The sequence below is a fragment of the Rhizobium sp. WSM1328 genome, assembly GCF_057653715.1.
The window spans coordinates 223240-248175 of the sequence record NZ_JBYGKO010000003.1 but is presented as its reverse complement, the minus strand read 5'-3'; the positions used below and the strand labels follow the sequence as shown (position 1 = coordinate 248175).

26 protein-coding genes are annotated in these 24936 nt (G+C 61.9%); 4 read left to right on the top strand and 22 right to left on the bottom strand.

Going from position 1 to position 24936, the window contains the following annotated elements:
* Nucleotides 1–8 precede the first annotated feature (8 nt).
* The 9 genes from AC2444_RS28775 to AC2444_RS28735 are packed head-to-tail and all read right to left on the bottom strand — an operon-like array spanning nt 9 to nt 8573.
* Nucleotides 9–362: a cupin domain-containing protein gene (locus tag AC2444_RS28775; protein ID WP_012760694.1), complete on the bottom strand. Its 354-nt coding sequence runs from the start codon at nt 360–362 to the stop codon at nt 9–11.
* On the bottom strand, nt 355–1023 hold the full coding sequence (locus tag AC2444_RS28770; protein ID WP_012760695.1) for a cysteine hydrolase family protein: 669 nt from the start codon (nt 1021–1023) through the stop codon (nt 355–357). The genes AC2444_RS28775 and AC2444_RS28770 overlap by 8 nt, the downstream gene beginning before the upstream one ends.
* Complete coding sequence (locus AC2444_RS28765) at nt 1023–2573, bottom strand: ABC transporter ATP-binding protein (protein ID WP_012760696.1); 1551 nt, start codon at nt 2571–2573, stop codon at nt 1023–1025. Before AC2444_RS28765 ends, AC2444_RS28770 begins: the two co-directional genes overlap by 1 nt.
* 1 nt (nt 2574) lies before the next feature.
* Nucleotides 2575–3630: a cyanuric acid amidohydrolase gene (gene atzD / locus AC2444_RS28760; protein ID WP_128449434.1), complete on the bottom strand. Its 1056-nt coding sequence runs from the start codon at nt 3628–3630 to the stop codon at nt 2575–2577.
* Nucleotides 3630–4331, bottom strand: a complete 702-nt coding sequence (gene biuH, locus AC2444_RS28755) for a biuret amidohydrolase (protein WP_041935977.1) — start codon at nt 4329–4331, stop codon at nt 3630–3632. Before biuH ends, atzD begins: the two co-directional genes overlap by 1 nt.
* Nucleotides 4332–4342: 11 nt before the next feature.
* Entirely contained in the window at nt 4343–5359 is a 1017-nt protein-coding gene (locus AC2444_RS28750) for a formamidase (RefSeq protein WP_128449435.1), read from the bottom strand.
* Between the two features lie 12 nt (nt 5360–5371).
* A complete protein-coding gene (locus tag AC2444_RS28745; protein WP_017997633.1) occupies nt 5372–6298 on the bottom strand; it encodes an ABC transporter permease in 927 nt (308 codons plus the stop codon).
* Nucleotides 6298–7425: an ABC transporter permease gene (locus AC2444_RS28740; RefSeq protein ID WP_128438947.1), complete on the bottom strand. Its 1128-nt coding sequence runs from the start codon at nt 7423–7425 to the stop codon at nt 6298–6300. Before AC2444_RS28740 ends, AC2444_RS28745 begins: the two co-directional genes overlap by 1 nt.
* A 20-nt stretch (nt 7426–7445) precedes the next feature.
* Nucleotides 7446–8573 (bottom strand): BMP family ABC transporter substrate-binding protein, encoded by a 1128-nt coding sequence (locus AC2444_RS28735; protein ID WP_017997635.1) that lies wholly within the window; start codon nt 8571–8573, stop codon nt 7446–7448.
* Nucleotides 8574–8911: 338 nt separating this feature from the next.
* On the opposite strand from AC2444_RS28735, the gene AC2444_RS28730 reads away from it, so the two are divergent.
* The gene (locus tag AC2444_RS28730) at nt 8912–9586 is read left to right on the top strand and encodes a GntR family transcriptional regulator (protein WP_128449436.1); all 675 of its coding nucleotides are present in this window, start codon (nt 8912–8914) and stop codon (nt 9584–9586) included.
* Between the two features lie 82 nt (nt 9587–9668).
* On the opposite strand, the gene AC2444_RS28725 is transcribed toward AC2444_RS28730, so the two are convergent.
* From AC2444_RS28725 to AC2444_RS28665, 13 genes are all read right to left on the bottom strand, one after another.
* Nucleotides 9669–10466 carry an ABC transporter ATP-binding protein gene (locus AC2444_RS28725; protein WP_012760704.1) on the bottom strand — a complete coding sequence of 266 codons (798 nt, stop codon included), beginning with the start codon at nt 10464–10466 and terminating at the stop codon, nt 9669–9671.
* A gap of 11 nt (nt 10467–10477) precedes the next feature.
* Entirely contained in the window at nt 10478–11371 is an 894-nt protein-coding gene (gene ntrB / locus AC2444_RS28720) for a nitrate ABC transporter permease (protein ID WP_128449437.1), read from the bottom strand.
* Nucleotides 11372–11427: 56 nt separating this feature from the next.
* Nucleotides 11428–12741: a CmpA/NrtA family ABC transporter substrate-binding protein gene (locus AC2444_RS28715; protein WP_113544896.1), complete on the bottom strand. Its 1314-nt coding sequence runs from the start codon at nt 12739–12741 to the stop codon at nt 11428–11430.
* A gap of 369 nt (nt 12742–13110) precedes the next feature.
* Nucleotides 13111–14022 carry an ABC transporter permease gene (locus AC2444_RS28710; protein WP_128438951.1) on the bottom strand — a complete coding sequence of 304 codons (912 nt, stop codon included), beginning with the start codon at nt 14020–14022 and terminating at the stop codon, nt 13111–13113.
* The gene (locus AC2444_RS28705) at nt 14019–15119 is read right to left on the bottom strand and encodes an ABC transporter permease (RefSeq protein ID WP_012760708.1); all 1101 of its coding nucleotides are present in this window, start codon (nt 15117–15119) and stop codon (nt 14019–14021) included. The genes AC2444_RS28710 and AC2444_RS28705 overlap by 4 nt, the downstream gene beginning before the upstream one ends.
* Nucleotides 15119–16639, bottom strand: a complete 1521-nt coding sequence (locus AC2444_RS28700) for an ABC transporter ATP-binding protein (protein ID WP_128407705.1) — start codon at nt 16637–16639, stop codon at nt 15119–15121. The genes AC2444_RS28705 and AC2444_RS28700 overlap by 1 nt, the downstream gene beginning before the upstream one ends.
* 3 nt (nt 16640–16642) lie before the next feature.
* Nucleotides 16643–17740 (bottom strand): BMP family ABC transporter substrate-binding protein, encoded by a 1098-nt coding sequence (locus tag AC2444_RS28695; protein WP_012760710.1) that lies wholly within the window; start codon nt 17738–17740, stop codon nt 16643–16645.
* Nucleotides 17741–17766: 26 nt separating this feature from the next.
* Complete coding sequence (locus AC2444_RS28690; protein WP_128449438.1) at nt 17767–19146, bottom strand: amidohydrolase; 1380 nt, start codon at nt 19144–19146, stop codon at nt 17767–17769.
* Between the two features lies 1 nt (nt 19147).
* Entirely contained in the window at nt 19148–19807 is a 660-nt protein-coding gene (locus AC2444_RS28685; protein WP_128407707.1) for a glutathione S-transferase family protein, read from the bottom strand.
* Nucleotides 19804–20649, bottom strand: a complete 846-nt coding sequence (locus AC2444_RS28680) for an aromatic ring-hydroxylating oxygenase subunit alpha (protein ID WP_128407708.1) — start codon at nt 20647–20649, stop codon at nt 19804–19806. Before AC2444_RS28680 ends, AC2444_RS28685 begins: the two co-directional genes overlap by 4 nt.
* Nucleotides 20646–21296 (bottom strand): Rieske 2Fe-2S domain-containing protein, encoded by a 651-nt coding sequence (locus AC2444_RS28675; protein WP_128407709.1) that lies wholly within the window; start codon nt 21294–21296, stop codon nt 20646–20648. The genes AC2444_RS28680 and AC2444_RS28675 overlap by 4 nt, the downstream gene beginning before the upstream one ends.
* A 153-nt stretch (nt 21297–21449) precedes the next feature.
* A complete protein-coding gene (locus tag AC2444_RS28670; RefSeq protein ID WP_017997643.1) occupies nt 21450–21716 on the bottom strand; it encodes an acylphosphatase in 267 nt (88 codons plus the stop codon).
* A 190-nt stretch (nt 21717–21906) separates the two neighbouring features.
* Nucleotides 21907–22800, bottom strand: coding sequence for a LysR family transcriptional regulator (locus AC2444_RS28665; protein ID WP_012760716.1), 894 nt, complete (start codon nt 22798–22800; stop codon nt 21907–21909).
* Between the two features lie 113 nt (nt 22801–22913).
* On the opposite strand from AC2444_RS28665, the gene AC2444_RS28660 reads away from it, so the two are divergent.
* From AC2444_RS28660 to AC2444_RS28650, 3 genes are all read left to right on the top strand, one after another.
* Complete coding sequence (locus AC2444_RS28660) at nt 22914–23546, top strand: DsbA family protein (RefSeq protein WP_128407710.1); 633 nt, start codon at nt 22914–22916, stop codon at nt 23544–23546.
* A 98-nt stretch (nt 23547–23644) separates the two neighbouring features.
* Nucleotides 23645–24547, top strand: coding sequence for an MBL fold metallo-hydrolase (locus AC2444_RS28655; RefSeq protein ID WP_164902773.1), 903 nt, complete (start codon nt 23645–23647; stop codon nt 24545–24547).
* A 254-nt stretch (nt 24548–24801) separates the two neighbouring features.
* Entirely contained in the window at nt 24802–24930 is a 129-nt protein-coding gene (locus AC2444_RS28650; RefSeq protein ID WP_260686789.1) for a hypothetical protein, read from the top strand.
* The last annotated feature ends 6 nt before the right edge of the window (nt 24931–24936 follow it).

The following is a 24936-nucleotide window of genomic DNA, read 5'->3' as shown; positions in this document are numbered from 1 at the left end:
CGTCGGGTTCAGGCAGTGTCGTCTTCGAATATTTTGACGGGCCGGTCCCACTGGATGAGCACGACACAGCCGGTCTCGCTCCAGACCGAATGTTCGCTGCCCGGTGCATTGACGATATAACTGCCGCTGATGTAATCGCCCGTCTCGTCGGATTGAACGCCATCGAGCACCAGGATGGTCTCGAGCCCCTCGTGGCGATGGCGGGGAACCGAAGCGCCGGGCTCATATTTCAGCAGCGCCACGCCCGGCTGATCGCCCTCGAAGGGGCGGATCCAGTGAATGGTGACAGCATCGCGGAAAGGGCCGAATTCCAACTCCTTCCAGCCGCCTGAGGTCAGGCGTTCGCGGGTCGTTTCAGGCATGGGCGATGCTTTCCAGAATGTCGTCGATATGGGCGGTCCAGCCGACGATCGCGCCCTGGGCGCGGATCATGGCGATGGCGGCGGCTTTGAATTCGGGGAAATAGCTTTCCGTGGCCTCCTCGGCGAGCAGGCATTCATAGCCGCGGTCGTTTGCTTCGCGCATCGTCGTCTGCACGCAGACTTCGGTGGTGACACCGGCAAAGACGAGCTGACGTATGCCCTTCTGCTGCAACACGGTGCCGAGGTCGGTCGCGTAGAAGGCGCCCTTGCCGGGTTTTTCGATGACGACTTCGCCCTTCACCGGAGCGAGCTCCGGAAGAATTGCCGTGCCGGGTTCGCCCGAGATCAGGATGCGGCCCATCGGGCCTTCGTCGCCGATCCTGAGCGCAGGATTGCCGCGGTCGCGTTTGGCCGGTGGCAGGTCGGAGAGATCAGGCCGGTGGCACTCCATCGTATGGATCACAGGCAGGCCGGCATTGCGGAAGCCCTGGATGAGGCGTTTGACATCGGGCACGATCCTGGTGATGCGGCTGACATCGTTGCCGAGGCTGGCGCCGAATCCGCCCGGCTCGGCGAAATCGCGCTGCATGTCGATGACGATGAGGGCGAGCTCATCGTGTTTCACCGGAAAGGCGAAGGGTTCTGCCTTGATCCCCATCATCAATGATGCCCCGCCATGTGGGCGCCGATCACGCCGATATCGGCCGAACGCGCCGGTGTCTCGTAAACCAGCTTGCCTTCCGAAATGACCATGATGCGGTCGGACATCTCGAGCAGTTCGTCGAGGTCTTCCGAAAGCAGCAGCACGGCGGCTCCCAAATTGCGGGCCTTCATGATCCGGGCGCGGATTTCGGCAACGGCCGAGAAATCGAGGCCGAAACAGGGGTTGGAGACTATCAGCAGATCGACATCGCCGGTCAGTTCGCGGGCGAGCACCGCCCGCTGCACGTTGCCGCCCGAGAGCGCTGCGATCGGCGAGGAGGAAGAGGCCGTCTTGACCTTGAAGTCGGAGATCAGCGCCGAGGCACGCTTCTTCATGCTGCCCTTGTTCAGCCAGATCGCGTCCTTGCCGTCCAGCTTCAAATCGAAGGTGCGGAACGCAAGGTTCTCGCTCACGGTCATCTTGGGCGCACAGGCATTCTGCAACGGCTCTTCGGGGATGAAACGCACCCTGTTCTTGCGGGTCTCCTCACGGGTGGCGCCGTAAGTCTCGCCATTGACCATGACCTGGCCGCTATCGGTCGGGCGCTGGCCGGCCAGAATTTCCGTCAGCTCCTTCTGGCCGTTGCCGGATATGCCGGCGATGCCGACGATCTCACCGGAGCGGACCGTCAGCGCGTCGATCTCGATCGTCTTCAGGCCGGAGCGATCCGGAGCTTTCACCTGGGTCACAGTGAGCACGGATTTGGCCGCTTCCGCCACCGGCAGACGGCTGTCGAGCTCGGCGAGCTTGACGTCGCCGATCATCATCGCCGCCATCTCGGCGGTGGAGAGCTCGCCGACCTTGCCGGTGCCGACCAGCTTGCCGCGCCGCAGGATCGAGACGGCATCAGCGAACTTCGTCACCTCGTGGAACTTGTGGGAGATCATCAGCACGGTGAGCTCGCCGCGCTCGGTCATCCCGCGGACGATGCCGAGCATCTCATCGGCTTCGGCCGGCGTCAGCACCGAGGTCGGCTCGTCGAGGACGAGGAAGGAACGGCCGAGATAGAGCTGCTTGACGATTTCGAGCTTCTGTTTTTCGCCGGCGGCAAGCTCGCTCACCGGCCTGTCGAGCGGGATCTTGAACGGCATGCGCTCCATGAAAGCCGCCAGATCCTTGCGTTCCCTGGGCCAGTTGATCACCGCGGGCACTTCGGTGCGGCTGATGACCAGGTTTTCCGCACCGGTCAGAGAGGGAACCAGTGTGAAATGCTGGTAGACCATGCCGAGCCCATAGGTCGCGGCATCCTTGGGTGAGGCGACCGCCACCTCGCGGCCGTCGACCGACAACGAGCCTGACGTGGCGTGATAGAAGCCCATGATGCATTTGACGAGCGTCGACTTGCCGGCGCCGTTTTCGCCGAGAAGCGCGTGAAAAGAGCCGGCCGGAACGGCGATCGAGACGTTGTCGAGCGCGGTGAAGCTGCCGAAACGCATGGTCATATCGAGCGTCTCGATGCCGACGGCCTTGCCGGCTTGCGGAAGGGGCGTGTCGCGGACTGTGCTCACTTCATTGCTCCTTTTCGACGATGATGGCGACGGGACCGCCGCCGGGCGGACCCTGGTGTTCGGCGCCGCCGGACACATAGAGATCGGTAATGCCGAAGATGCCGGCGAGAACGCCGCCGACGAAGGCACGGGCATGGCGGGTGCCTGCAATATCCGAGTCATCGAGCATCGTGTGGCGCCTGCCGTCGATCCTGCCGGACGGGTCCGGCTCGGCCTTGGCGAGAACCGCCGCCAGCCGGCTGTTTTCCGGCAGGCGTTCGCGGGCTTTCCTGACGGAATGCGCGTCGATCGCATCCAGCATGACCGCGTGGTCGATCGACAGCGGACCGGACCATTTTACGCTCATGCCGAGGACGATGATTTCGTGATCGGTGAGTTCGCCCCCGGACGAGGTTGAGGCGCAGCGGGAAAAGAGATCGAAACGTGTGCAGATGTCGGCATCGCCGATCGATGTCGCATCTATCTCGCCGAGTGCCACGGCGACGCCGAGAGCCGAAGCGCCGCGCGAGAGGCCCATGGATTTCAGCGTGTCGTGGGTTGCGACCGTCCTGCCTGCTGCCTCGGCCTCGGCAATCCGGCGCGAGGTGAGCAGCGGACACTTGATCTGCACGAAATGGACATCGGCGGGATCATCGATGCCGGCATCCCTCATCGCGGACTTCACGCCTTCGGCGACGAGCAGGATCTGTTCCCGGCGCCCGAGATGTTCGGGGGGCAGCGCGGGGGTACGCGACACACCAATGGCCAGCGCCCGTTCGCCCGGGGTTTCTACGGTTTCACGCGCAAAAACCGTCCAATGCGGCGAGAGCGCCCCCTCGGTGCCGCCGGACATGATGATCGAGACGCCGTCGACGCCATATCTACTGAACAATGTCTCGAAGCTGCGGGTGGCATAACCGCGGGTAAAATCATTGACGCAGCCGTTGCCTTCCGTCTTGCCGAGAACGGCGACGACGTTGTTCGCCTGAAGGCCGCTGGCAAAGAGCGCCTCGACGCCGGCAACGTCATCGGGGCCGTCGGCTGGCACGCGAAAGACATGGGCACGCAATGACGGCATCAGGGCAGCGCCTCGACTAGAGCCGCGGAATTGGAGACCGAGCCGAAGACGCCGCCCTGCATCTTCACCATCTTGATCGCGGCGAGGTGGTTTCCGTAGTCGGTCGCACCGCAGCAGTCCTCCAGAAGTAGGCATTCGTAGCCGCGGTCGTTTGCCTCGCGCATCGTCGTCGAAACGCAGACATCGGTGGTGATCCCCGTGAGGATAATGTTCTCGATGCGCTTCTGGTTGAGGATGAGTTCGAGGTCGGTGGCGCAGAACGAACCCTTGCCGGGCTTGTCGATGATCGTCTCGCCTTCGATCGGGTAGAGTTCGGGGATGATGTCCCAGCCCGGTTCGCCACGCGTCAGGATTCGGCCGCAGGGGCCGGCATCACCGATGCCGGCGCCGATCCGCTGCGAGCGCCAGCGTTTGTTGGCCGGCAGATCGGCGAGGTCCGGGCGGTGGCCCTCGCGGGTGTGGATGATGTGGTAGCCCTTGGCCCGCATGGCGGCAAGCACGCGTTTGATGGGTTCGATCGGCGCCTGCACCAGCGACAGGTCGTAGCCCATATGGTCGACATAGCCGCCCTTGCCGCAGAAATCCGTCTGCATGTCGATGATGATGAGGGCGGTGTTATCAGGCCTCAGAGCGCCATTATAGGGCCACGGATACGGATCGGCGTCGATAAAATGCCCGTTGGTTTCGACCATCGCGTCCATCATTCTCTCTCCTATTCCGCGGCAGGTTTGAGGGGTTCGCCGTAACGGCGCATCGGCTTGTCAAATCCGCAGGACGTGCCGTCCTTGACCTTTATCTCGCCTTCCCATGGCAGGCGGTATTTGCCGGCGATAAGGTCGTGCATGTAGGTGTAGGGCGCATCCTGCGCGCCGCCGGCGACGGCGACGTAGCCGCGATGACCGAACTGGTAGATATTATTCTCCACGCCCCAGCCGAGCCGGGCCTCGCGAACGAGATCGGGACGCACCTCCGCGGTGATGATCTCGTTGACGCGGCCGGAGGTTCCGTGGGCGATGATCGTGCCATCGAAATTGCAAATCATGCCTTCACCCATGGAATCGAACGTTCCGTCCGAGCCGCACATGCAGACATTCGCGGTGATCATCAGGTTGCAGAAGGCGTTGGCCTGGTTGGTGAAGCGCCAGGCATCGCGGATCGGCGCCGTGTAGCCGGCTGTGCGGATCATGATTTCGGCGCCCTTGTAGGCGCATTCGCGCGCCATCTCCGGGAACATGCCGTCATGGCAGATGATCAGAGCGAGCTTCGCGCCCCGCGGGCCCTCGATGACAGGGATGCCAAGATCGCCGGGCTCCCAGGGCTCGACGGGGATCCAGGGATGCATCTTGCGGTAATAGAGCTTCAACTCGCCCTGATCGTCGATGACGATGCAGGAGTTGTAGGGCATGGCGCCAGGGTTCAGCTCCATGATCGAGAAGCAGCCCCAGATCCGGTTGTCCCTGCAGGCCTGCTTGAAGGCCGCGACCTCCGGCCCGTCGAGCGTGCACATGATCTCCGGATTGATGTCCATGGAAAGGCCATGCAGCGCGTATTCGGGAAAGACGACGAGGTCCATGCCCGGCTGGTTGCGCCGCGCTTTGGCCACCAGATCGACGATCACCTGCGTCTGTTTTGCCAAGTCCGCTTTGGTAACGGTCACCGGCAGCTGGAGCTGCACCAGGCCGATACCGACGCCGTGTTCGGATTTGTTGAGACCGCCAAGTCCGTTCATCGAAAGGCTCCGTTATTTCGTGAGCGAGAGCGCACCCGGCGCACCGGCGAGCGAACGGGTGGGCGAGGAGGTGGCGATCAGGATGATGAGGGTGAGCACGTAAGGCGCGGCGTAAAAAAGGTAGTAGCCTTGCGTGACGCCGACCGATTGCAGCGCCGGGCCGAGCGCGCCAGCACCGCCGAAAAGCAGGGCAGCGAGAAAGCAGCCGATCGGATTCCAGCGAGCGAAGATGACGAGAGCCACCGCCATCAGGCCCTGACCCGACGAGATGCCTTCGTTCCAGGAGCCCGGATAGTAGAGCGAGAGATAGGCGCCGCCGATTGCCGCCAGCGAACCGCCCACTGCCGTTGCCAGCAAGCGAACCCGGTCCGGATGGATGCCCATGGCCCGGGCCGCGTCGGTGCTGTCGCCGACGACGCGCAGGATCAGGCCGATGCGGGTATTCTTGAAGGCCCAGAACAGGAAGAGGGCAAGTGCCGCGCCGATGAAGAACAGCACGTTGATATTGAGCGCCGCCTGGACTTGCGGAGTGCTCGACCAGCCGCCGAGCGGGATCGAGGGCAGTTTCGGGGCAACCGGCTGGATGAAGGATTTGCCGAGGAAGAACGCCATGCCGAGACCGAACTGCATCATGGCAATGCCGATGGCGATGTCGTTGACCTTGGGGAATTTGCAGATCCAGCCGTGTATAAGGCCGAAGGTCGCGCCCGCCACCATTGCGGCCAGCACGCCGAGGGTCGGGGAGCCAGTCATGACGGCCACCGCATAGGCCGTCATGGCGCCGAAGACGAGCGTGCCTTCGAGGCCAAGATTGATGCGGCCGGAGCGTTCCGTGATCGTCTCGCCGAGGCTGACGAAGATGAAGGGCGTGGAAACGCGGATGGCGCCGGCGAAGATCGCCAGCGGCACGCCCCAGATGCCGATGCCTGTCTCTTCCATCAGAGGCTCCTTTTCCAGAGGTCGGGATTGAAGATCTTGAAGCGGCCGTAGAAGGTCTCGCAGAAGAGAATGACGATGAAGAGCGTCCCCTGCAGCACCAGAACCGTAGCATCCGGCAGGCCCATGCGCCGCTGGATGAGGCCGCCCGAGGCGTCGATGCCACCGAGCAGGATCGCGACCGGAATGATCGCCAGCGGATTGTGCCTGGCGAGGAAGGCGACGAGGATACCGGTATAACCGTAGCCGGCGGCAAGCGAGGCGTTGGCACTTCCCTGCACCGCCGCCACTTCGATCATGCCCGCCAGACCGGCAAAGCTGCCGGCAAGCGCGGTAAATCCGGCAATCAGCTTGCCCACCGGCAGCCCCTGGATCTGCGCGGCGCGCACGTTGCCGCCGGCGATGCGGGCGGCAAAACCATAGCTCGTCGCCTCGATCACGATCCAGGAGATCATGCAGGCGAGGATGCCGATGACGAGGCCCCAATGCACGTCCATGCCGGGAATGTTGCCGAGCATGTAGTCCGCCGGCAGCGGCCTGGTCGACGGCTTGTTGAGGCTTGCAGGATCGCGCAGCACCCCTTCGACAAACTGGTTCATCAGGGCGATGGCGATATAGGAGAGCAGCAGCGACGAAATGGTTTCATTGACGCCGCGATAGTGCCGCAGGAAACCGGCAAGGCCGATCCAGATGCCGCCGACCACCATGGCAGCGATTGCCATCAGAATGAGAGTGAGGAAAACAGGCGCGGTGCCGGCGAGCGGCAGAGCCATGGCTGCGGCGGCAACGCCGCCCAGCACGACCGCTCCTTCCCCGCCGATGATGACGAGGCCGAGACGGGCGGGCAGGGCGACGCAGAGTGCCGTCAGGAGAAGGGGTGCGGCACGACTTAAGCTGTTCTGCACCGAAAACCAGCTGCCGAAACCGCCGGTATACATCAGTTGGAAGAGGGTGGCCGGCGACTTGCCGACCGCCAGGATGAAGAGGGAGAAGAGCGCAAGACCGATCAGGATGGCCGCGAGGCCGATGACAACAGGCTCGGCTCGCCGCGCGATCCATTCGAAGATGGGGCGCAGCGACACCGGTTTTTCCGTGATGGCTATTGCGGGATCATTGGCCTCGATGGTCATGGCGCTTCTCCCTTCGCGGTTTATGCCGTGGACCCGACGACGCCCTCGACCAGATAATTCATGCTCTCGAGCTCGATCGCGTCTTCGGCGTAGCTCTTGTCGGCAGCCACGACGGTGTCGCCCTTATTGTCCTTCAACGGTCCCTTGAAGACCGAGAAGCCGCCCTTCATCATCTCAGCCTGTGTGGCTTCGAAGGCCTTGCGGCCCTCTGCCGACACGGCGGGACCGAGCGCGCTCATCTTCACGAAGCCGTCCTTCAGGCCGCCGCGCACGAAGTTGCCGAGCTTTTCGCCGGCCTGCGCCTTCTTGACGAAGTCGCTGTAGACGTTCCCCCAGGCCCATTCGGCGCCGGTCAGGTATTTTTCCGGAGCAAGCGGGCTCTGGTTGGCGTGATAGCCGCAGACGAGGGCGCCGCGGCCGGCGGCCGTCTCGACGACCACTTTGGGGCTGTCGACGTGGCAGGTGATGACGTCGACGCCCTGGTCGACCAAGGCGTTGGTGGCTTCGGCCTCCTTGACGGCGAGCGACCATTCGCCGGTGAAGATCACCTGGCAGGTGATACCAGGATCGACTGCGCGCGCTCCAAGCAGGAAGGCGTTGATATTCTGCAGAACCTGCGGGATCGGCTTGGCGGCGACGAAGCCGATCTTCTTGCTCTTCGTCGCATGGCCGGCGGCAATGCCGTTCAGATACTGGCCCTGGAAGATATAGCCGAAATAGGAGCCGGTGTTCGCCGGGTTCTTGCCCTCCTGCCAGAGGCCGCCGCAGTGGCGGAACTGGATGTCGGGATGTTTGGCGGCCACGGCCAGCATGTGCGGGTCGAAGTAGCCGAAGGAGGTCGGAAAGAGCAGGGTCGCGCCATCCAGGTTGATCATGGATTCCATCGTCTTCTGGACGTCGACGGTTTCCGGCACATTCTCTTCTTCGACCAGCGTCACGCCCGATAGCGCCTTGACCACGGCTGCACCTTCCGCATGCGCCTGGTTGTAGCCGTAGTCGTCCTTAGGACCGACATAGATGAAGCCCACGGTCAGCGCTGTTTGGGCTGCGGCGGAGGAGGCGATCAGGCCGGGCATGGCGCCGGCAAGCGCACCGGCAGCGGAAGCCTGGAGGAAATTACGGCGGTTCATGGAAAGGAGTTTGGTCATCGGAATGCTCCTTGCGGCGCTGGGCCGGTTGCGAACGGGTACAGAAAAGTGCATGCAATGCATGTGCCAGAAATTAATCTATTGTTTTTTATAGTTTATCCGCCCCAGCAAGATCTGTGCATTGCAAAGTGCATGCAGATTGATCGAATCTTTGCGTAAAAAGTAATCAATAGATATTTCTTGTTCATTGTTACTGCGCGATTGGCATAAATTCGGATTGCCTGAGGTGCTCGTGCATCGGAAAGCGAAAATTTAACAATATCTTCGCCACTAGATTTGACTTATCGAGTCTCGAACCGCATCTGTATGCAGAATGTTGACGTGAGCAGATTCGTATCGTGAAGCAGACCAGGCGCAGAGAAGTGATCCGTACCGGAACCACCGTCGAACAGATGGTGCGAGCGATTGCCGACATGATCGTCACGGGGGAAATCCTGCCTGGCGCGAAATTGGACGAGGTGTCGCTCGCGGTTCGTTTTGACGTTTCGCGCACGCCGGTACGCGAGGCTCTGCGTGAGCTGGGCGCCATGGGATTGATTGCGCGCGAGCCGAACCGCAGTGCCGTCGTGACCAATGTCACCGAGGCTTATCTGCATTCGATGTTCGAAGCGATGGCCGAACTCGAAGCGATCTGCGCCAGGCTCTCGGCCGAGCGTATGACGGTCGATGAGCGGCGCGCGCTGGAGCTGGAGCATCGGGAATCGGTGAGGCTCGTGCATGCCGGTGCGGAAGAACAATATTCGGCTCACAATACCGACTTTCACACCCGGCTTTATCGCGGCGCGCACAATGATCATGTCTTCGAGATGGTCACGCAGACGCGGGCGCGCCTCGCGCCCTTTCGGCGGGCGCAGTTCCGTCTGCCCGGGCGCCTGGCAAAATCCTATGAGGAGCACGGCCGGATCGTCACCGCGATCATGCGCGCGGACGCCGCCGCCGCCGGGCAGGCGGCATATTCCCATGTGGAAATTGTCAGCGATGCCAGCGCGGTCTTTGCAACGCCCGGGGAGTAAAGAGGCGCGACGCCTGAAATCAGGCGCCGCTACAAAGGCGAAAAAACCACGGCCGGTAAACGCCGAGGTTATGTCCCGGTCTCTACTCCGCCGCTTCGATGAAGCGGTGGCGTTCGTAGAGGAACTTCAGCACGGCTTCACGGCATTTGAGATAGGTCCGGTCGGAGGCGAGTTCGATGCGATTGCGGGGGCGGGGCATGGTCACATCGAGCACTTCGCCGATGCGGGCCGCCGGACCGTTGGTCATCATCACGATGCGATCGGACAGCAGCACCGCTTCATCGACGTCATGGGTGATCATCACCATGGTGTTGCCGAGGCGAGCGTGGATCTCCATCACCGCATCCTGAAGATGGGCGCGGGTCAGCGCATCGAGCGCGCCGAAGGGCTCGTCGAGCAGCAGGATCTTCGGCTCCATTGAAAGCGCGCGGGCAATGCCGACGCGTTGTTTCATGCCGCCTGAAATTTCCGAAGGCCGCTTATCCCTCGCATGCGCCATCTGCACGAGGTCGAGGTTGGCCATGACCCAGTCATGCCGTTCGGCCTTGGTCTTCGTTCGGTTGAAGAGTTTGGAGACGGCGAGATTGACGTTCTCGTAGACCGTCAGCCAGGGCAGCAGCGAGTGGTTCTGGAAGACGACGGCGCGCTCCGGGCCGGGTCCGTTGACCTCACGGTTTTCAAGGAGCACGGCGCCTGCCGATACCGGAGTCAGGCCGGCGATGAGGTTGAGCAGGGTGGATTTGCCGCAGCCCGAATGGCCGATGATCGAGACGAATTCGCCCGCGGAAATCGTCAGGTTGATGTCCTTCAGGACCTCGGCGCGTACGCCGCCCCGATCGAAATGTTTGTCGATATGGTCGAGCTTCAGATAGGCGTTCATAGGAGCGTTCCTCAGTTGGCCATGGCGCCGCGGGTGATGAGTTTGCCGAGTGCTGCCACCAGCTTGTCGAGGGAGAAGCCGACGATGCCGATATAGGCGAGCGCGACGATGATGTCCGGAAGGCGCGACGAGTTCCATGCGTCCCAGATGAAGAAGCCGATGCCGACGCCACCCGTCAGCATTTCGGCCGCGACGATGGCGAGCCAGGAAAGGCCGACGCCGATCCTGAGGCCGGTGAAGATGTAAGGCGCTGCCGAAGGCAGCATGATCTTCCAGAAAAACTCGAACTGGTTGAGCCGCAGCACCTCGGCGACATTGCGGTAATCCTGCGGGATATTGCGGACGCCAACGGCGGTGTTGATAATCACCGGCCAGATCGAAGTGATGAAGATAACGAAGATCGCCGAAGGATTGGAATCCTGGAAGGCTGCGAGCGACAGCGGCAGCCAGGCGAGCGGCGGAACCGTACGCAGCACCTGGAAGATCGGATCGAGGCCACGCATTGCCCAGATCGACTGCCCGATGATCGCACCGATGATGACGCCCGTAACCGCGGCAAGCCCAAAGCCATAGAGAACGCGCTGCAGCGAAATGAGCACGCGCCAGCCGAGCCCGATATCCTGGGAGCCGTAGTTGAAAAACGGATAGGCGATCAGGTCATAACTATCCAGCCAGACCCGATGCGGCGAGGGTAAAGACGCATCCGCCGATGAGCAGAGCACCTGCCAGACGAGCAGGATGAGTGCCAGCACGACGACTGGCGGAACGACGTTGCGAAGTGCGGTCAGTGCCGCTCGACGAAAATCGATCCGCGATCCATGCTTGCCGGAAAATGGCAGAACCTTTGCCGCCAGCTTGGCGGAGGCAGACGTTGAGGGAATTTCTTTATTTGCCAGGGCGGACATCAACGCGCTCCTCACGGGAATGAAAGGCCGGCGCGCCCGTTGCGCGCCGGAGCGGGTCAGGAGACAGCCTTGATCGAAAGGCTGTCGAGATAGGCCGAAGGATTTTCAGGGTCGAAGACCTTGCCGTCGAAGAAAGTCTCCTTGCCGCGAGAAGACGATGCGGGGATATCGGCCGCCGCGACGCCGAGATCCTTGGCGGCCTCGCGCCAGATGTCTTCACGGTTCACCTGGTTGACCAGCGCCTTGATGTCGGTGCTCGCCGGCAGATTTCCCCAACGGATGTTTTCCGTCATGAACCATGTGTCGTGGCTCTTGAACGGATAGGAGGCGCCGTCTTTCCAGAACTTCATATAGAGGTCGGTGGCCTTGACCTCGCGGCCATTGCCATAATTGATGTCGCCCTTGAGGCGGCCGAGCACGTCCTTGGTCGGAACGTTGAACCATTGGCGCTTGCCGAGAATGTCAGCCATCTCCGCCTTGTTGTCCATGCTTTCGCACCACTGCTGCGCCTCCATGACAGCCATCAGCAGGGCCTTGGCAGCATTGGGATTCTTTTCGATCCATTCGGCGCGCAGTCCGAGCGCCTTCTCAGGATGACCCTTCCAGAGCTCGCCGGTGGTGGCTGCGGTAAAGCCGATGCCCTGGTTGACGAGCTGCTCATTCCACGGTTCGCCGACACAGAAGACGTCCATGTTGCCGACCTTCATGTTGGCAACCATCTGCGGCGGCGGCACGACGATGGTCGAAACGTCCTTGTTCGGATCAATACCGCCAGCGGCGAGCCAGTAGCGGATCCAGAGGTCATGGGTGCCGCCCGGGAAGGTCATGGCGGCCTTGATCTCCTTGCCCTCCGCCTTCTTCTTCTCGAATGCCGCCTTCAGCTTGGAGGAATCGAGCTGCACGCCGGTGTCGGCATATTCCTTGGCGACGGAAATGCCCTGGCTGTCGAGGTTGAGCCGGGCGAGGATTGCCATCGGCACCGGCTTATTGTTCTGCGTCACCTTGCCGGTATGCATGAGATAGGGGAGCGGCGACAGGATATGCGCACCGTCGATGCCGTTTGCGGCGCCACCCAGCACGAGGTTGTCGCGGGTCGCACCCCAGGAGGCCTGTTTGGCCACATCCGTTTCCGGAAGGCCATGCTTGTCGAAAAAGCCCTTTTCCTTGGCGATGATCAGCGGCGCGGAATCGGTGAGAGCGATAAAACCGAGCTTGACGCCCTTCACCTCAGGGCCTGCTCCGGCTGCGAAGGCGCCGGATGGAAAGGCCGTCTTGACAGCGCCGATGAGGGCAGCCGCTGCAGTCGTCTTGAGCATGCTGCGGCGGGTAATGCCGGTTGTCGAAATCCCAGTCTGCAAATTCTTAGTCATGCGCAGGTTCCCTCTGCTGGCTGAATTTGGACACAAAAAAACGCCGCCGGAAATTGCGTCCAGGGGATGGGAGAATCCCGGAGCAAAAACCTTGCGACGTCGGTGTCTATTGTAGGCGCTTATGCCGCGCCTATCCGCACCGGTCGCCGTTGACCGATGCGTATCTGAACCTGCAATCGGCGTGCCAGTTCTGCAGGATGCTGGTAACAGCTTGAAGTAAAAAGAGAAACCCGAAGAATTCGCGAGTGCCTATACTTTAGGCATGCTTGCTTTGTGCCGAGGTTTTGTGCGACTGCTGCTATGTGCGCGGTCGTGAGAGCGCCTATTTGTGCAGCGCACGCGCGCCGCGCTGTCCCGCAACACCGAAGACTACCGCTCGAATGGCTCGCCGAGCGAAGCGACGCCGTTCAGTTTCAACAGGCGGCGGTCGGCGGAGATGATGCCGAGCACGATGATCGTGACCAGATATGGCAGGCTCGAGAGCAGTTGCGAGGGAACGTCCAGTCCGGTTGCCTGGGCTGCAAGCCCCATCAGCGAGACTGCGCCGAACAGGCAGGCGCCGAGGAAGATACGGCCGGTGAGCCAAGTCCCGAAGACGACGAGGGCAATCGCGATCCAGCCGCGCCCGGCAATCATCCCATCGGCCCAGAGTGGTGTATAGACCACCGACGCATAGGCGCCGGCGAAGCCGGCCATCGCGCCGCCGAAGGCGATGGCGAGGACGCGGACTGAGATTACCGAATAGCCGATGGCGTGAGCGGCCTTGGGATTCTCGCCGACGGCGCGGACGATGAGGCCAAGCTTGGTGTAGGCAAATATGGCCCACAAAGCGAGGGTCGCGGCGAGTGAAATCCACACGACGATGTCCTGGACGAACAGGCCGCCGACAACCGGCAGTTCCGAAAGCCCGGGAAGGCCAAGCTTCGGCAGTCCCCTGACCGTGAGGCTTTCATAGGTCTTGCCGAAAAGCGCGGAAAGGCCCTGGCCGAGAATGCCGATGGCAAGCCCCGCCGCCACCTGGTTTGCCCGGAAACCCAGCGTGACGACGGCGAAGAGCAGCGAAAGGACCGCGCTGCCGAGCCCGGCGACGACGAAACCCAGGAGATGTCCGCCGCCCTGGTAGACGATAATGAAGGCGAGCACGGCACCGAAGGCCATCAATCCCTCGACCCCGAGGTTGAGGACGCCGGCGCGCTCGGCCACCAGCTCGCCAAGGGCTGCCAGAAGAAACGGTGTCGCAGCCGCGAGCATGCCGGCAAGAATGAACTCGATGGCGTTCATGATGGGCTCCGGTGGGCGGCGCGGCGCCATTCAAGGCGATAGCGCACGAAGGCGACGGCAATCAGGTAAGTGAGCAGCAGACTGCCCTGGAAGACACGGACGGCGGCGATCGGCAGGTTGGCCGAGACCATGGCATTGTCGCCGCCGATATAGATGACCGCCATGACCAGCGCCGAGATCACGATGCCGATCGGATGCAGGCCACCGAGATAGGCGACGATGATGGCCGCATAGCCATAGCCGCTCGCGACCGAACGCTGCAGCTGGCCGAGCGGACCGGCGACTTCGGCGGCCCCCGCAAGACCGGCTGCAAAACCGCCGATCAGCAGCGAAAGCCAGATCGCCCACCCTTCCTTAAAGCCGGCATAGCCGGCAGCTCGCGGCGCCAGACCGCCGACTTGCAGCTTGTAACCGATGAAGCTCCTCTGCATGAAGACCCAGGCCGCAACCGACAAAGCGAGCGTGATGAGGAACGAAACATTGACGCGGGTACCGGCAATCAGGGTCGGTACCATCGCATCGTACTGGAACATCACCGACTGGGGGAAGTTGAAGCCGTTCGGATCCTTCCAGGGGCCGAGCAGCAGATAGTTCAGCAGCTGCGCCGCGACGAGGCTCAGCATCAGGGAAACGAGAATCTCGTTGGCGTTGAGGCGCACGCGCCAGAAGGCGGTGAGAGAAGCCCAAAGTGCGCCGCCGATGGCGCCGAGCAGCAGCATCGCCGGCCAGATCCACTGGCCCGTCGCCTGCGGAAACCAGACCGGAATGGCAGAGGCGAAGATCGCGCCGAGAATGAATTGGCCCTCGGCGCCGATGTTGAAGACCTTGGCGCGAAAGCCGATCGCCAGTCCCTGTGCGATCAGAAGGAGCGGGCCTGCTTTTAGCAGCACTTCCGAAAATGAGGCCCAGGAAAGGAAGGGCTCGAAGAGCATCGCATAAATGACCGCGACAGGGTCACGGCCCATCAAAATGTAAAGTCCGAGGTTGAGCGCGACCGCTATGACAAGTGCTATGACGGGCGCGAGCAAGGTCGCGGCAAGCGAAGCGCGCTCCCGGCGGACCAGGGTGGGAACGAAAGCAAGGGACCAAGCACTCATCACTGGACTTTCTCGGGCGAGGCTTGTGCCCCGATCATGTGTCGGCCGATCTCCTCGGGCTTCGTGTCCCGCGTTGCGAGCGGCGGGCTTAGCCGGCCGTGATGCAGCACCTGGATGGAATCGCAGAGCTCGAACAATTCCTCCAGCTCCTCGGAAATGACGAGGATCGCCATGCCCTGATTGCGCAATGCGACCAGACGGCTGCGGATGGCGGATGCGGCGCCGATATCGACGCCCCAGGTCGGCTGCGCCAGGAAAAGCAATTTGGGAGACAGCATGATTTCGCGGCCGACGATGAACTTCTGCAGATTGCCGCCCGATAGAGTGCCGGCTTCGGCATCCGGGCCGGGCGTGCGGACATCATTCTGACGGATGCAATCATGGGTGAACGCCAACGCACGCGCTTTGTCGACGAGACCGTGCCGCAAAAGCTTGAGCGGATGAGCCGTCAGCAGGCTGTTGAGGACGAGCGACATTTCGGGCACCGCGCCGCGTCCGAGCCGGTCTTCGGGAACGAAGGCAAATCCGAGCGTTCGCCGCGCGGCGGCATCGAGCCTGCCGACATCCATCTCCATCATGTAGATCCGGTCGCGTTGGTCACGCCCCAGCACCGTCTCGCCTGAAATCAACGCGGCAAGCTCGCCTTGGCCGTTGCCCGAAATACCGGCGATCCCTAGGATCTCTCCGGCACGCACCTCGAGGCTGATGCCGGAGAGCGGCACCGCGAAGGGATCGTCGGGCTGATAATCCAACCCAATGATCTCCAGCCGCTTTTCCCCGCCGGACAGTGGCAGGGCCGAGATGGGCGCCGGCATCTCACGGCCGATCATCATGCGGGCAAGGTCATGGGCATCATGCTCGCGCGGGTCGACATCTCCGGTCACCTGTCCGCCGCGCAGGATCGTCGCCCGGTCACAGATCGCCCGGATTTCCTCGAGCTTGTGGGAGATCAACAGGATGGAAACGCCGCCGTCGCGCAGCCGGCGCAGTGTGTCGAAGAGCTTCTCCACCAGTTGCGGCGGCAGGACGGAGGTGGGCTCGTCGAGGATCAGCAGCTTCGGATTGGTCATCAGGCTTCGGATGATCTCCACCCGCTGCCGCTCGCCGACGGACAGCGCATGCACATGGGCGAGCGGGTCGACTTCGAGGCCGAATTCCCGTCCGAGCGTCCGAATGCGTTCCTTGAGCTCAGCCTTGCGGCCCGGCACGACCAGCCGAATATTCTCCAGGACGGTCAGGGTCTCGAACAGCGAGAAGTGCTGGAAGACCATGCCGATGCCGTTGCGCCTCGCCTCGGCGGGGGAGGCGAGGCGCAAAGAGTTTCCTTCCCAGATGACCTCACCGTCATCCGGTTGCTCGACGCCGTAGATCAGTTTCATCAGCGTCGATTTTCCCGCCCCGTTTTCTCCGAGGATCGCATGGATCGATTGCGGCGCCACGTCCAGATCGATGGCCTGATTGGCATGGATCTGGCCGTAGCTCTTCGAAATGCCGCGCAGCGACAGGAGCGGGGTGGTCATGACTTATTTCGGCAGCGGCGTGGAGACGCCCTTGACGTGCCAGTTCATGGCGATGATCTCGGGGTCGGCCATGGTTGCACCGGATGCGACACCTTCGCTGCCGTCGGCCTTGGCGATCGGCCCGGTGAAGGGCGAGAAGCTGCCGTCGGCAACTTTTGCCTCGATCTCCTTGATCTTGGTCATCACGTCAGCCGGAACATCCGCATTCCAGTCGACCACTTCGACGACCTTGTCGGCGACGCCGAGGAACGCATTGGCGCCCTTGAAAGTGCCGGCAAGGTGGGCGTCGACCGATGCCTTGAAGAACGGCGACCAGTCCGTCGAGATGCATCCGAGATAGGTTTTCGGTGCGTACTTCTTCATCGAGGAGTTGAGGTTGAAGGCGTAGACGCCGGCTTCCTCGCAGGCCGAGATCACAGACGGCGTGTCCTGGGCGTTGGAGAAGATCACGTCGCATTTCTGCGCGATCAGGGCTTTGGCGGCTTCCTGCTCCTTGGCCGGGTCGAACCATGAGTTCACCCAGACCACCGAGACCTCGATGTCGGGCTTGACGGCTTGGGCGCCGAGGGTGAAGGCGTTGATGGACGTGATGAGTTCGGGAATGGCGAAGGCGGAGACAGAGCCAAGCTTGCCGGTCTTGGAAAGTGCTGCGGCAGCCATGCCGAGCAGATAGGTACCTTGGAAATACTTGGCGGCGAAGGGCGAGAAGTTCGGAGCAACCTGGAAGCCCGAGGCGTGCAGGACCGTGACGCTTGGATCGCGGCGGGCGATCTGCAAGGCGCCGTTCTGATAGCCGAAAGAGCCGGCGATCAGGAATTTGTTTCCGTCGGCGACGGTCTTGTTCATGATGCGGTCGGCGTCCGGGCCTTCCGCGATATTCTCAAGCACGGTGACCTTTACCTTGTCGCCGTAAGCGGCCCTGATCGGCTCGAGACCGGCGGCAAGCGCATGCCCCCAGCCAACGTCGCCGATCGGCGACGGGACGACGAGCGTGATGCCGAGCGGCTCGTCGGCGGCCAAAGCAAGGCGGCTGCCGAGCACGCCGGCAAGGCCGGTGGCGGCAGCGGCCGTCATCAGGTTTCTGCGGGTCAGTTTGGTCATGTTCTCAGTTCCCTCTTTTGGTTTTTTTAAAATTCCACGGTGGATAGTGCGGCCTCGGCATCGGCAGCCAACTTGGCTTCGTCGAGCCCGGGAAATTCGCCCTTCTGCCAGACGACGCGGCCATTGATCATGGTCATGTCCGTCGCCATGCCGATGCCGACGCGGGCAATCAGGCTCAGCGGATCGTGGCGCGTGCCGACATAATCCATACGCCGAGTGTCGATCGCAAACAGGTCGGCAGCCATGCCGGGCGCGAGCCGGCCGATATCGCGCCGGCCGAGCAGGCTGGCGCCGCCTGCCGTGCCGTAGCCGAGAAAATCGACCGGCGGCGGCACGGGATGGGCACGGCTGGAGGAGACGAGGCATTGCAGCATGTAGGCGGAATGCAGGCAGTGCATCAGGTTGGAGTTGTCGTTGGAGGCCGCGCCGTCGCAGCCGAGGCCGACACGCAGGCCGAAGGCGGCCATGGCGGGAATGTCGGTGACCTCAGCGCCGACCAGATAGACTGGTTCCGGGCAATGCGCGACACCGGTGCCGCTGGCCGCCATCTTCCTGAGTTCGTCGTGTGTCAGTTCCCAGCAATGGGCATAGAAAGTATCAGGCCCGGCAAAGCCGAGTTCTTCCAGATAGTCGACCGTGCGCATGCCATGGCGAGCCTGAATGACCGGGCTTTCGCCTTCGCCGACATGGGTATGCATCACGACGCCGCGATCACGCGCCAATGCCACCGATTCCACGAAGGTCTCTCGGTAGCAGTTCACCGGCTGGCACGGCGCGACCACGACCTGGCGCATGCTGAAGGGGCTGGTATCGTGGTAGGTCTCGATCAGCCGTGCGCAGTCGGCGATGAATTCGTCGGTCGTTTCCAGCATCTCGTTCGGGATAGTCGAGCCTTCCGACTTCGGCAGGGTATTGCCGCCGCGGCCGGCATGGAAACGCATGCCGAGCAGTTCGGCTGCTTCGAACTGGCGGTCGATCAGCCGCTTTCCGGCGTGCCGGGGGAAATTGTATTGGTGATCTAAGGCCGTGGTGCAGCCATGCTTGACCATCTCGGCCATCGCCGTGACGGAGGAGTGGTAAAAGCACTCCTCATTGAGCTGCGAAAAGATCGGGTAGATGCGGTCCAGCCACTCGATCACCGAGAGCTTCGTCCAGTCGAGATCGGCACGGTTGCGCACGAAGCACTGGAAGAAGTGATGATGGGTGTTGACGAGGCCCGGATAGACGAACCAGCCGGCAGCATCCTGAACGGTCGTGCCGGCAGGCAGCGCGTCCGCCCCCAGATTCTCACCGATCGCCATAATCGCCGGACCGTTGGTCAGGAGATCGACATTGCGATGGGCGACCGGCCCTTTGCCCTCGTCGACGATCACGGCAGCGCAGTTCTTCAGGAGATATCCAGCCATCTCACGCCTCGCCCGGTTCGATCTGGGGTTCGGGCTTCAACTCGTGTAGTCGGTGAATGCCAGGCATTTCGATAAACTTGTCGAGGGCGCGCAGCGCCCGGGACCAGAGCCGGATCGCAGGATAAGCATCCAGCGTGACGCCCCCATCGGGCGCCAGCGCCACATAGGGAAAGCAGGCGATGTCGGCAATTGTCGGCCGGTCGGCGGCGAGGAAACGCATGCCGCGAAGACCCTGCTCGACAAGCCCGGCTTCAAGCTCGCGAAGGGCGGCGATGCCCTGGGCCTGCAGCGCGCCGATATCGCCCGGCCGCAGCAGCATTTCATGGAGCCGCGCACCGCCGAGGCTTGCCGTCAGCCGGCCGGAGAACGACAGCCATTGCTGCACCCGCGCCGCTTCCTCGGCCTTGACGCTACCCAGCCATTCGGGTGCTGCCTTGGCGGCGAGATAGACGAGGATCGCCGACGACTCGGTCAGGATCAGGTCGCCATCCTCCAGGATCGGAATGGAGCCTGCCGGATTGAGTGCAAGCAGCTCGGGGCCTCGATGCTCGGCGCCGGGATGGAAATCTACCGGGCGCAAGTCAAGCTTCACGCCGGTCAGCGCCGCCATCAGGCGCACCTTGTAGCAACTGGGCGAGAGAATATAGTCGTAGAGCTTCATTGCGCCACCAGCTGTGCGCCGTAGGTATAATTGTGACGCTTCAGCCAGCGCCGGTAAGCGATCGATGTCAGATCGGCCCGCGTCGGAATTTCCATGCCGGGGTCGAGCGGCAGCAGCCGCGGGATCTGGTTTTCGAGGATCGAACGGTCCTGCAGAAAGATCGTCTGCTGGAAGTGGATGAGGTCGGTCATCGCGGTCTCATCATCGAAGAGCGCCATCCATGGCCAGACGTCGCAGAGGTCTTCGGCCAGCGGCTGCACGAAGAGCGTGATGACATCCCATTCGCTCGGGCGCGGCGGGCAGGTCTTGTAAAGCACGGAGCAGGTGGGCGCCGGCACGCGGTACATGTATTCCGTCGTGATCCCGCCACTTGCCGACTTGGCGGCCTGCGGCTGGTAGAATTTCACCTGCGTTGCCCAGACCTCGTCTTCTTCCTCGCGGATCTCGACCTTGTAGTTCTGGACCTCGGTGTGCGGCTCCGCGCCGAGAATGTCGGTGTGGACGAAGGGGAAATGGGCGATGTCGAGGAAGTTCTCGACGGCGCGCAGCGGCGAGCAGCGCACGCGCACCACGCCGACATCGACGAAGCGGCGGCCGGGCTGGTCAGCCTCGGGAATGGGGAAAAGCTCCTTCTTCGGCTCGCCGAGGGAGGACCAGACATGACCGTAACGCACACGCACCGGCAGAACACGGCCGTCTCTGCCCGTCACCTTCGCATTGCCATCGGCATCGCGTGCCACTTCGATCGGCTCGCCCATCAACGCCGTCGTGCGACCAGCGCTGTCGAGCTGACTGAAAAGCCCGACAGGATACCATTCGTCGATCATCGCCTGCATGGTCATTGCGCGATATCCCTCTGAAGACCCTCAGCCCGGCGGCGCAGGCTCTCGGCGACCCGTGAGGCGCCGATGCCCGCCTCCGGGCCGGTGTCACCCTTCAGCAGCACATGGATCAACGTCTGTCCGTCTTCCCAAGCGGATAATAGCAGACAGACGACCCCGGTGGATGCGTCGATTTCGACAAGACCGTCAGGGCTCGTCTTCGCACCGGCCGCCGCCTCGATCGCCGCGATGCCGGCGAATGCCGTCAGCGAACGCAAGGGAGTGAGGTCATCAAGCCTCGGTGGCTTCGAAGCGGGCGCACCCACAGCCACCCAGATCACGTTATCTGTTTCCTCGACGTCATGGGTGGCGACGCGGATTGTCTCCGGTGGCGTCAGGCCTGGATGAGCCGGAATGCGGAGACAGTTTCCGGCCTGGCCGTAGCTCCAACCGTGATAGATGCAGGAGAGCGTCTCGCCGCGCACGAAGCCGTGAGACAAGCGCATGCCACGATGCGGACAACGATCCGCCGATGCCGATATGCGCCCCGAAGCGCTGCGCCACAGGGCAATCGATCCGGCTGTCGTCCGTGCCGGTATGACGGTTCCGGCCGGCAAATCCCGGGAAAGGGCGACTGGCGTCCAAAAGCCGGTCGTAGCGGATGGCATGACTAGAGTTCCCAAACAAATCATATGCTTGCCGAGACGTCCCACCTCGGCATCGAGGCACTTCCGCTCAACCTTATCAGGTTTGCATAATTATTTCGCATTGGCAACAATGAGTAAATAATATGCACGGGGGAAATGTGCCACAGCCCGGCACTAGGTCCTTTCGCCGCTGATCGCCGTGCGATCTATCCTCTCGACCCACACGTCGATGGGCCCGAGAGAGCATCCCATCTCCATCATGTCGATCAGCTCCACCGGCCCAGCAACCTCAAGTTCGATCCGCATGGAACTCGTATGAGATATGGTGTGCGAAAGCCCAAGCTTGGCGGCATGGCGCCGGATCCAGGGAACGAAGGAGGCCACCTCGAGATCACCGACAATCGTCATCCGTTCTAGAAGGTCGCTTGTATCTTGTCCCATGCTCGCCCTTGTTTTCCTACATCATAGCGCCTGAATGAACTTCGGGAAGGGGTCGCCGTCAAGGCGAGAATATGGCGTCGGAGTTTCCTTTGCAAAGCCCTGCGGCGGCATACCAATTCCCCGCCACCGTATGGCTGCGCCGCTGGCGACGCGACGTATGGAAACAACTCAGGCTGCGTGATGGCACAGCCTAGTCGGGCGAGCGACCGCCAGTCAGCATTGCGACAAAAGCCGTGACTTTGGGTGTGCGGAACCGAGCTGCCGGATAGACGACATAGATTCCTCCGGCCGGCAGGCTCCAGTCCGGCAACAATCTTATCAGTCGGCCAGCGTCTATATGCTCTCCAGCCAGAAAATCCGGCAGCACGGATATGCCCGCCCCCGCAAGCGTGGCCGCGAGAACCGCAGGCGTCGAATTGCTCATGAGGCTCTGTTGCATCCGCACGGTGCGCCTGTCGAAATCGCCCTGGATAAACCTCCAGGTCACCGGCTCCTTGAGGGCCAGATTGGCGATAAACGGCTGGCCCGCCGCATCCTCTGGACTGTTCAAACTGAGCGTGGCGGAGAAGCTGGGAGACGCCACAAGAAACTGCCGGAACGAACCGATCCGTCTCGCTTGGTGACTGGAGTCATCGAGCCAACCAACGCGGATCGACAGATCGATCTGATTGGCGAGCAGATCCATCTTCGTATCGGCGAGCAGAAGCTCGACCCTGCAAGCGGGGTACTTCCGGATAAAGGATGCAGCAATCGGAGCGATCGTGCTCGCACCATAATCATTGGGCGCAGCAATGCGTAGCATGCCTGTCGGCTCGGCATTTGCGCGGGTGATTTCATCGACCGCGTCCTCGGCTTCGCGGAAAATCAAGACGCAGCGCGCGTAGAGAAGCTTGCCGGCCTCAGTCGGCTCGACGCGTCGTGTTGTTCGGAGGAGCAAGCTGGTTTTCAACTCAGCTTCCAGCCGCGCAACCTGCTGGCTGACGACCGTCTTCGTGATTGCGAGGCGCTCGGCAGCTTTCGTGAACGAGCCGGTATCGACGACGGCTGCGAAATAGGCCAGCCGATTGAGGTTGACAGCCTCCATAACCTTCTTCCATTTGATTGTAAGTTTTTGACATACATTCTGTCACATTTAACAATATTTATCACTCAATAAAAGTGCACTATCTGTTGTCCATCGCTCAAGGATGGTCCGATATGCATCTTACCTATCTCTACGATCCGCTTTGCGGCTGGTGCTATGGTGCGGCGCCCGCGCTCGACAAAATGGCCAAGCTTGACAATCTCACCGTCGAGCTTGCGCCCACCGGGCTCTTCGCGGGCGAAGGCGCCCGTCCGTTGGATGAACGTTTCGCAGCCTATGCCTGGCATAATGACCAGCGGATCAACCGGCTCACGGGACAGGTCTTCAGCCAGCTCTATCGCGATCAGGTTCTCGGGGGCGCAGACGGTATGTTCGACTCCGCCCCTGCGACGCTTGGGATCATAGCCGTCGGGGTGACGCAACTCGACAGGGAAGGCGATGCCCTGAAGGCACTTCAAAGCGCTCGCTATGTTGACGGCCGCAATACCTCGGAGATCGCTGTCGTGGCCGACGTTCTCGATCAGGCCGGCTTTTCCGATTCCGCCGCTCGTGTCCGGGCTCCGGACGAGGCTCTGCTCGAAATCTATCGCAACAGGATCGGGAAGTCCCGCCAACTCATGGCTGCATTCCGGACGGATGGTGTCCCGGCGCTTTTGGTCAGCGACGGCGATAAGCGCCGCGTGCTGCGCAGCGATGCCTTGTTCGGCGGCTTTGACCGACTTGCTGCCGAGCTTCAGGCAGCGTGATCGTTCGTTTTCAGCAGACCGTTCCATGAACTACCGACCTGCGGGGGGCAACCCTCACGGCAGCAGAAAATCGAAACTGGCGAACATCGGAGACAACCATGTATTCAAGGAGAGAAATCATGAAAACCACCCTCGCAGCCGGCGCCGTTGCCGTTTTTGCGCCTGCCGATCTCGGCAACGCGGCCGGATCAAAGCTGGCCTGGAAGCACTTCCCCGCCGGTCAGAATGGCTTCTTTCGCGCTCCGGTGCTGCTGACCGGCGCCAGCGAAGCGTTGCTGATCGATGGCGGGTTCACCTATCCCGACGGCCGTGCGCTGGCGGAGGCGATCAAGGCCACCGGCAAGACGCTGACCGCAATTTATGTCAGCCAGTCCGATCCGGACTATTACTTCAGCCTGAAGCCGGTCCTCGAAGCCTTTCCCGGCACAAAAGTGCTGGCCGCTTCCGATACGATTGCAGCGATCAAGGGCAATATCGAGAAAAAGCTTGCCGTTTGGGGGCCGCAGCTCAAGGAGAACGGCCCGCAGACCCTTGCAGACATCGTCATGCCGGAAGCCTTCGACGCTCCAAGCGTCACAGTTGATGGCGAAACAGTCGAGATTGTCGCGGCCGAAGCAGGGTTAAGCAATCGCCGGTACCTGTTCGTGCCATCGCTGAACGCCGTTTTCGGGGGCGTCATGATTTTCTCCGGCGTCCACGTGTGGACGGCCGACACCCAGGCTCCGGAGCAGCGTGCCGCTTGGGTGGCCACCCTCGACAAAATCAGCGCTCGCAAGCCAACGATTGTCGTTCCCGGCCACATGACGCCGGAAGCGGCAACCGATCTGTCCGCCGTCGAACACACGAAGAGCTATCTGCTCGCTTTCGAGGAAGAACTCGCCAAGGCAGCCGATTCCGCTGCGCTGAAGGCCGCCATGGAAGCCCGCTTCCCCGGTCTCGGCATGGGGGTTGCGCTCGACATCGGCTCCAAGGTTGCTAAGGGAGAAATGAAGTGGGGCTGAACGGCCGATCTTCAAATTGATCCGAAGGGCCCGGGAGGGCCCTTCATCTCTGGGAAGGCCGCAAAAGTGGTGATGCAGTCGTCAGCACTTAAATGGCGCTTACCATGTGTCGTCGAAGTTCGAATGAAGGCCGATAGCGTAGTTCCATAATATCCATTACGCCGCAAATTTATGTAGCCGCAAAGTTAAAGTGTCCTGTTTCTGAAAAGTTGGAATGTCACTCTCCCCTTGTTTGATGACCTGGGAGATTGCGAATGGGACTGATTGCGATGAGCGAGCGTGATCTGCAGCGGATCGAGATTTTGTCGAAGGTGGTCGACGGACACATGACAATGGTAGCGGCAGTGCATGTGCTCACTCGGGATCTCGCCGGGGCGAACTGATCCGTC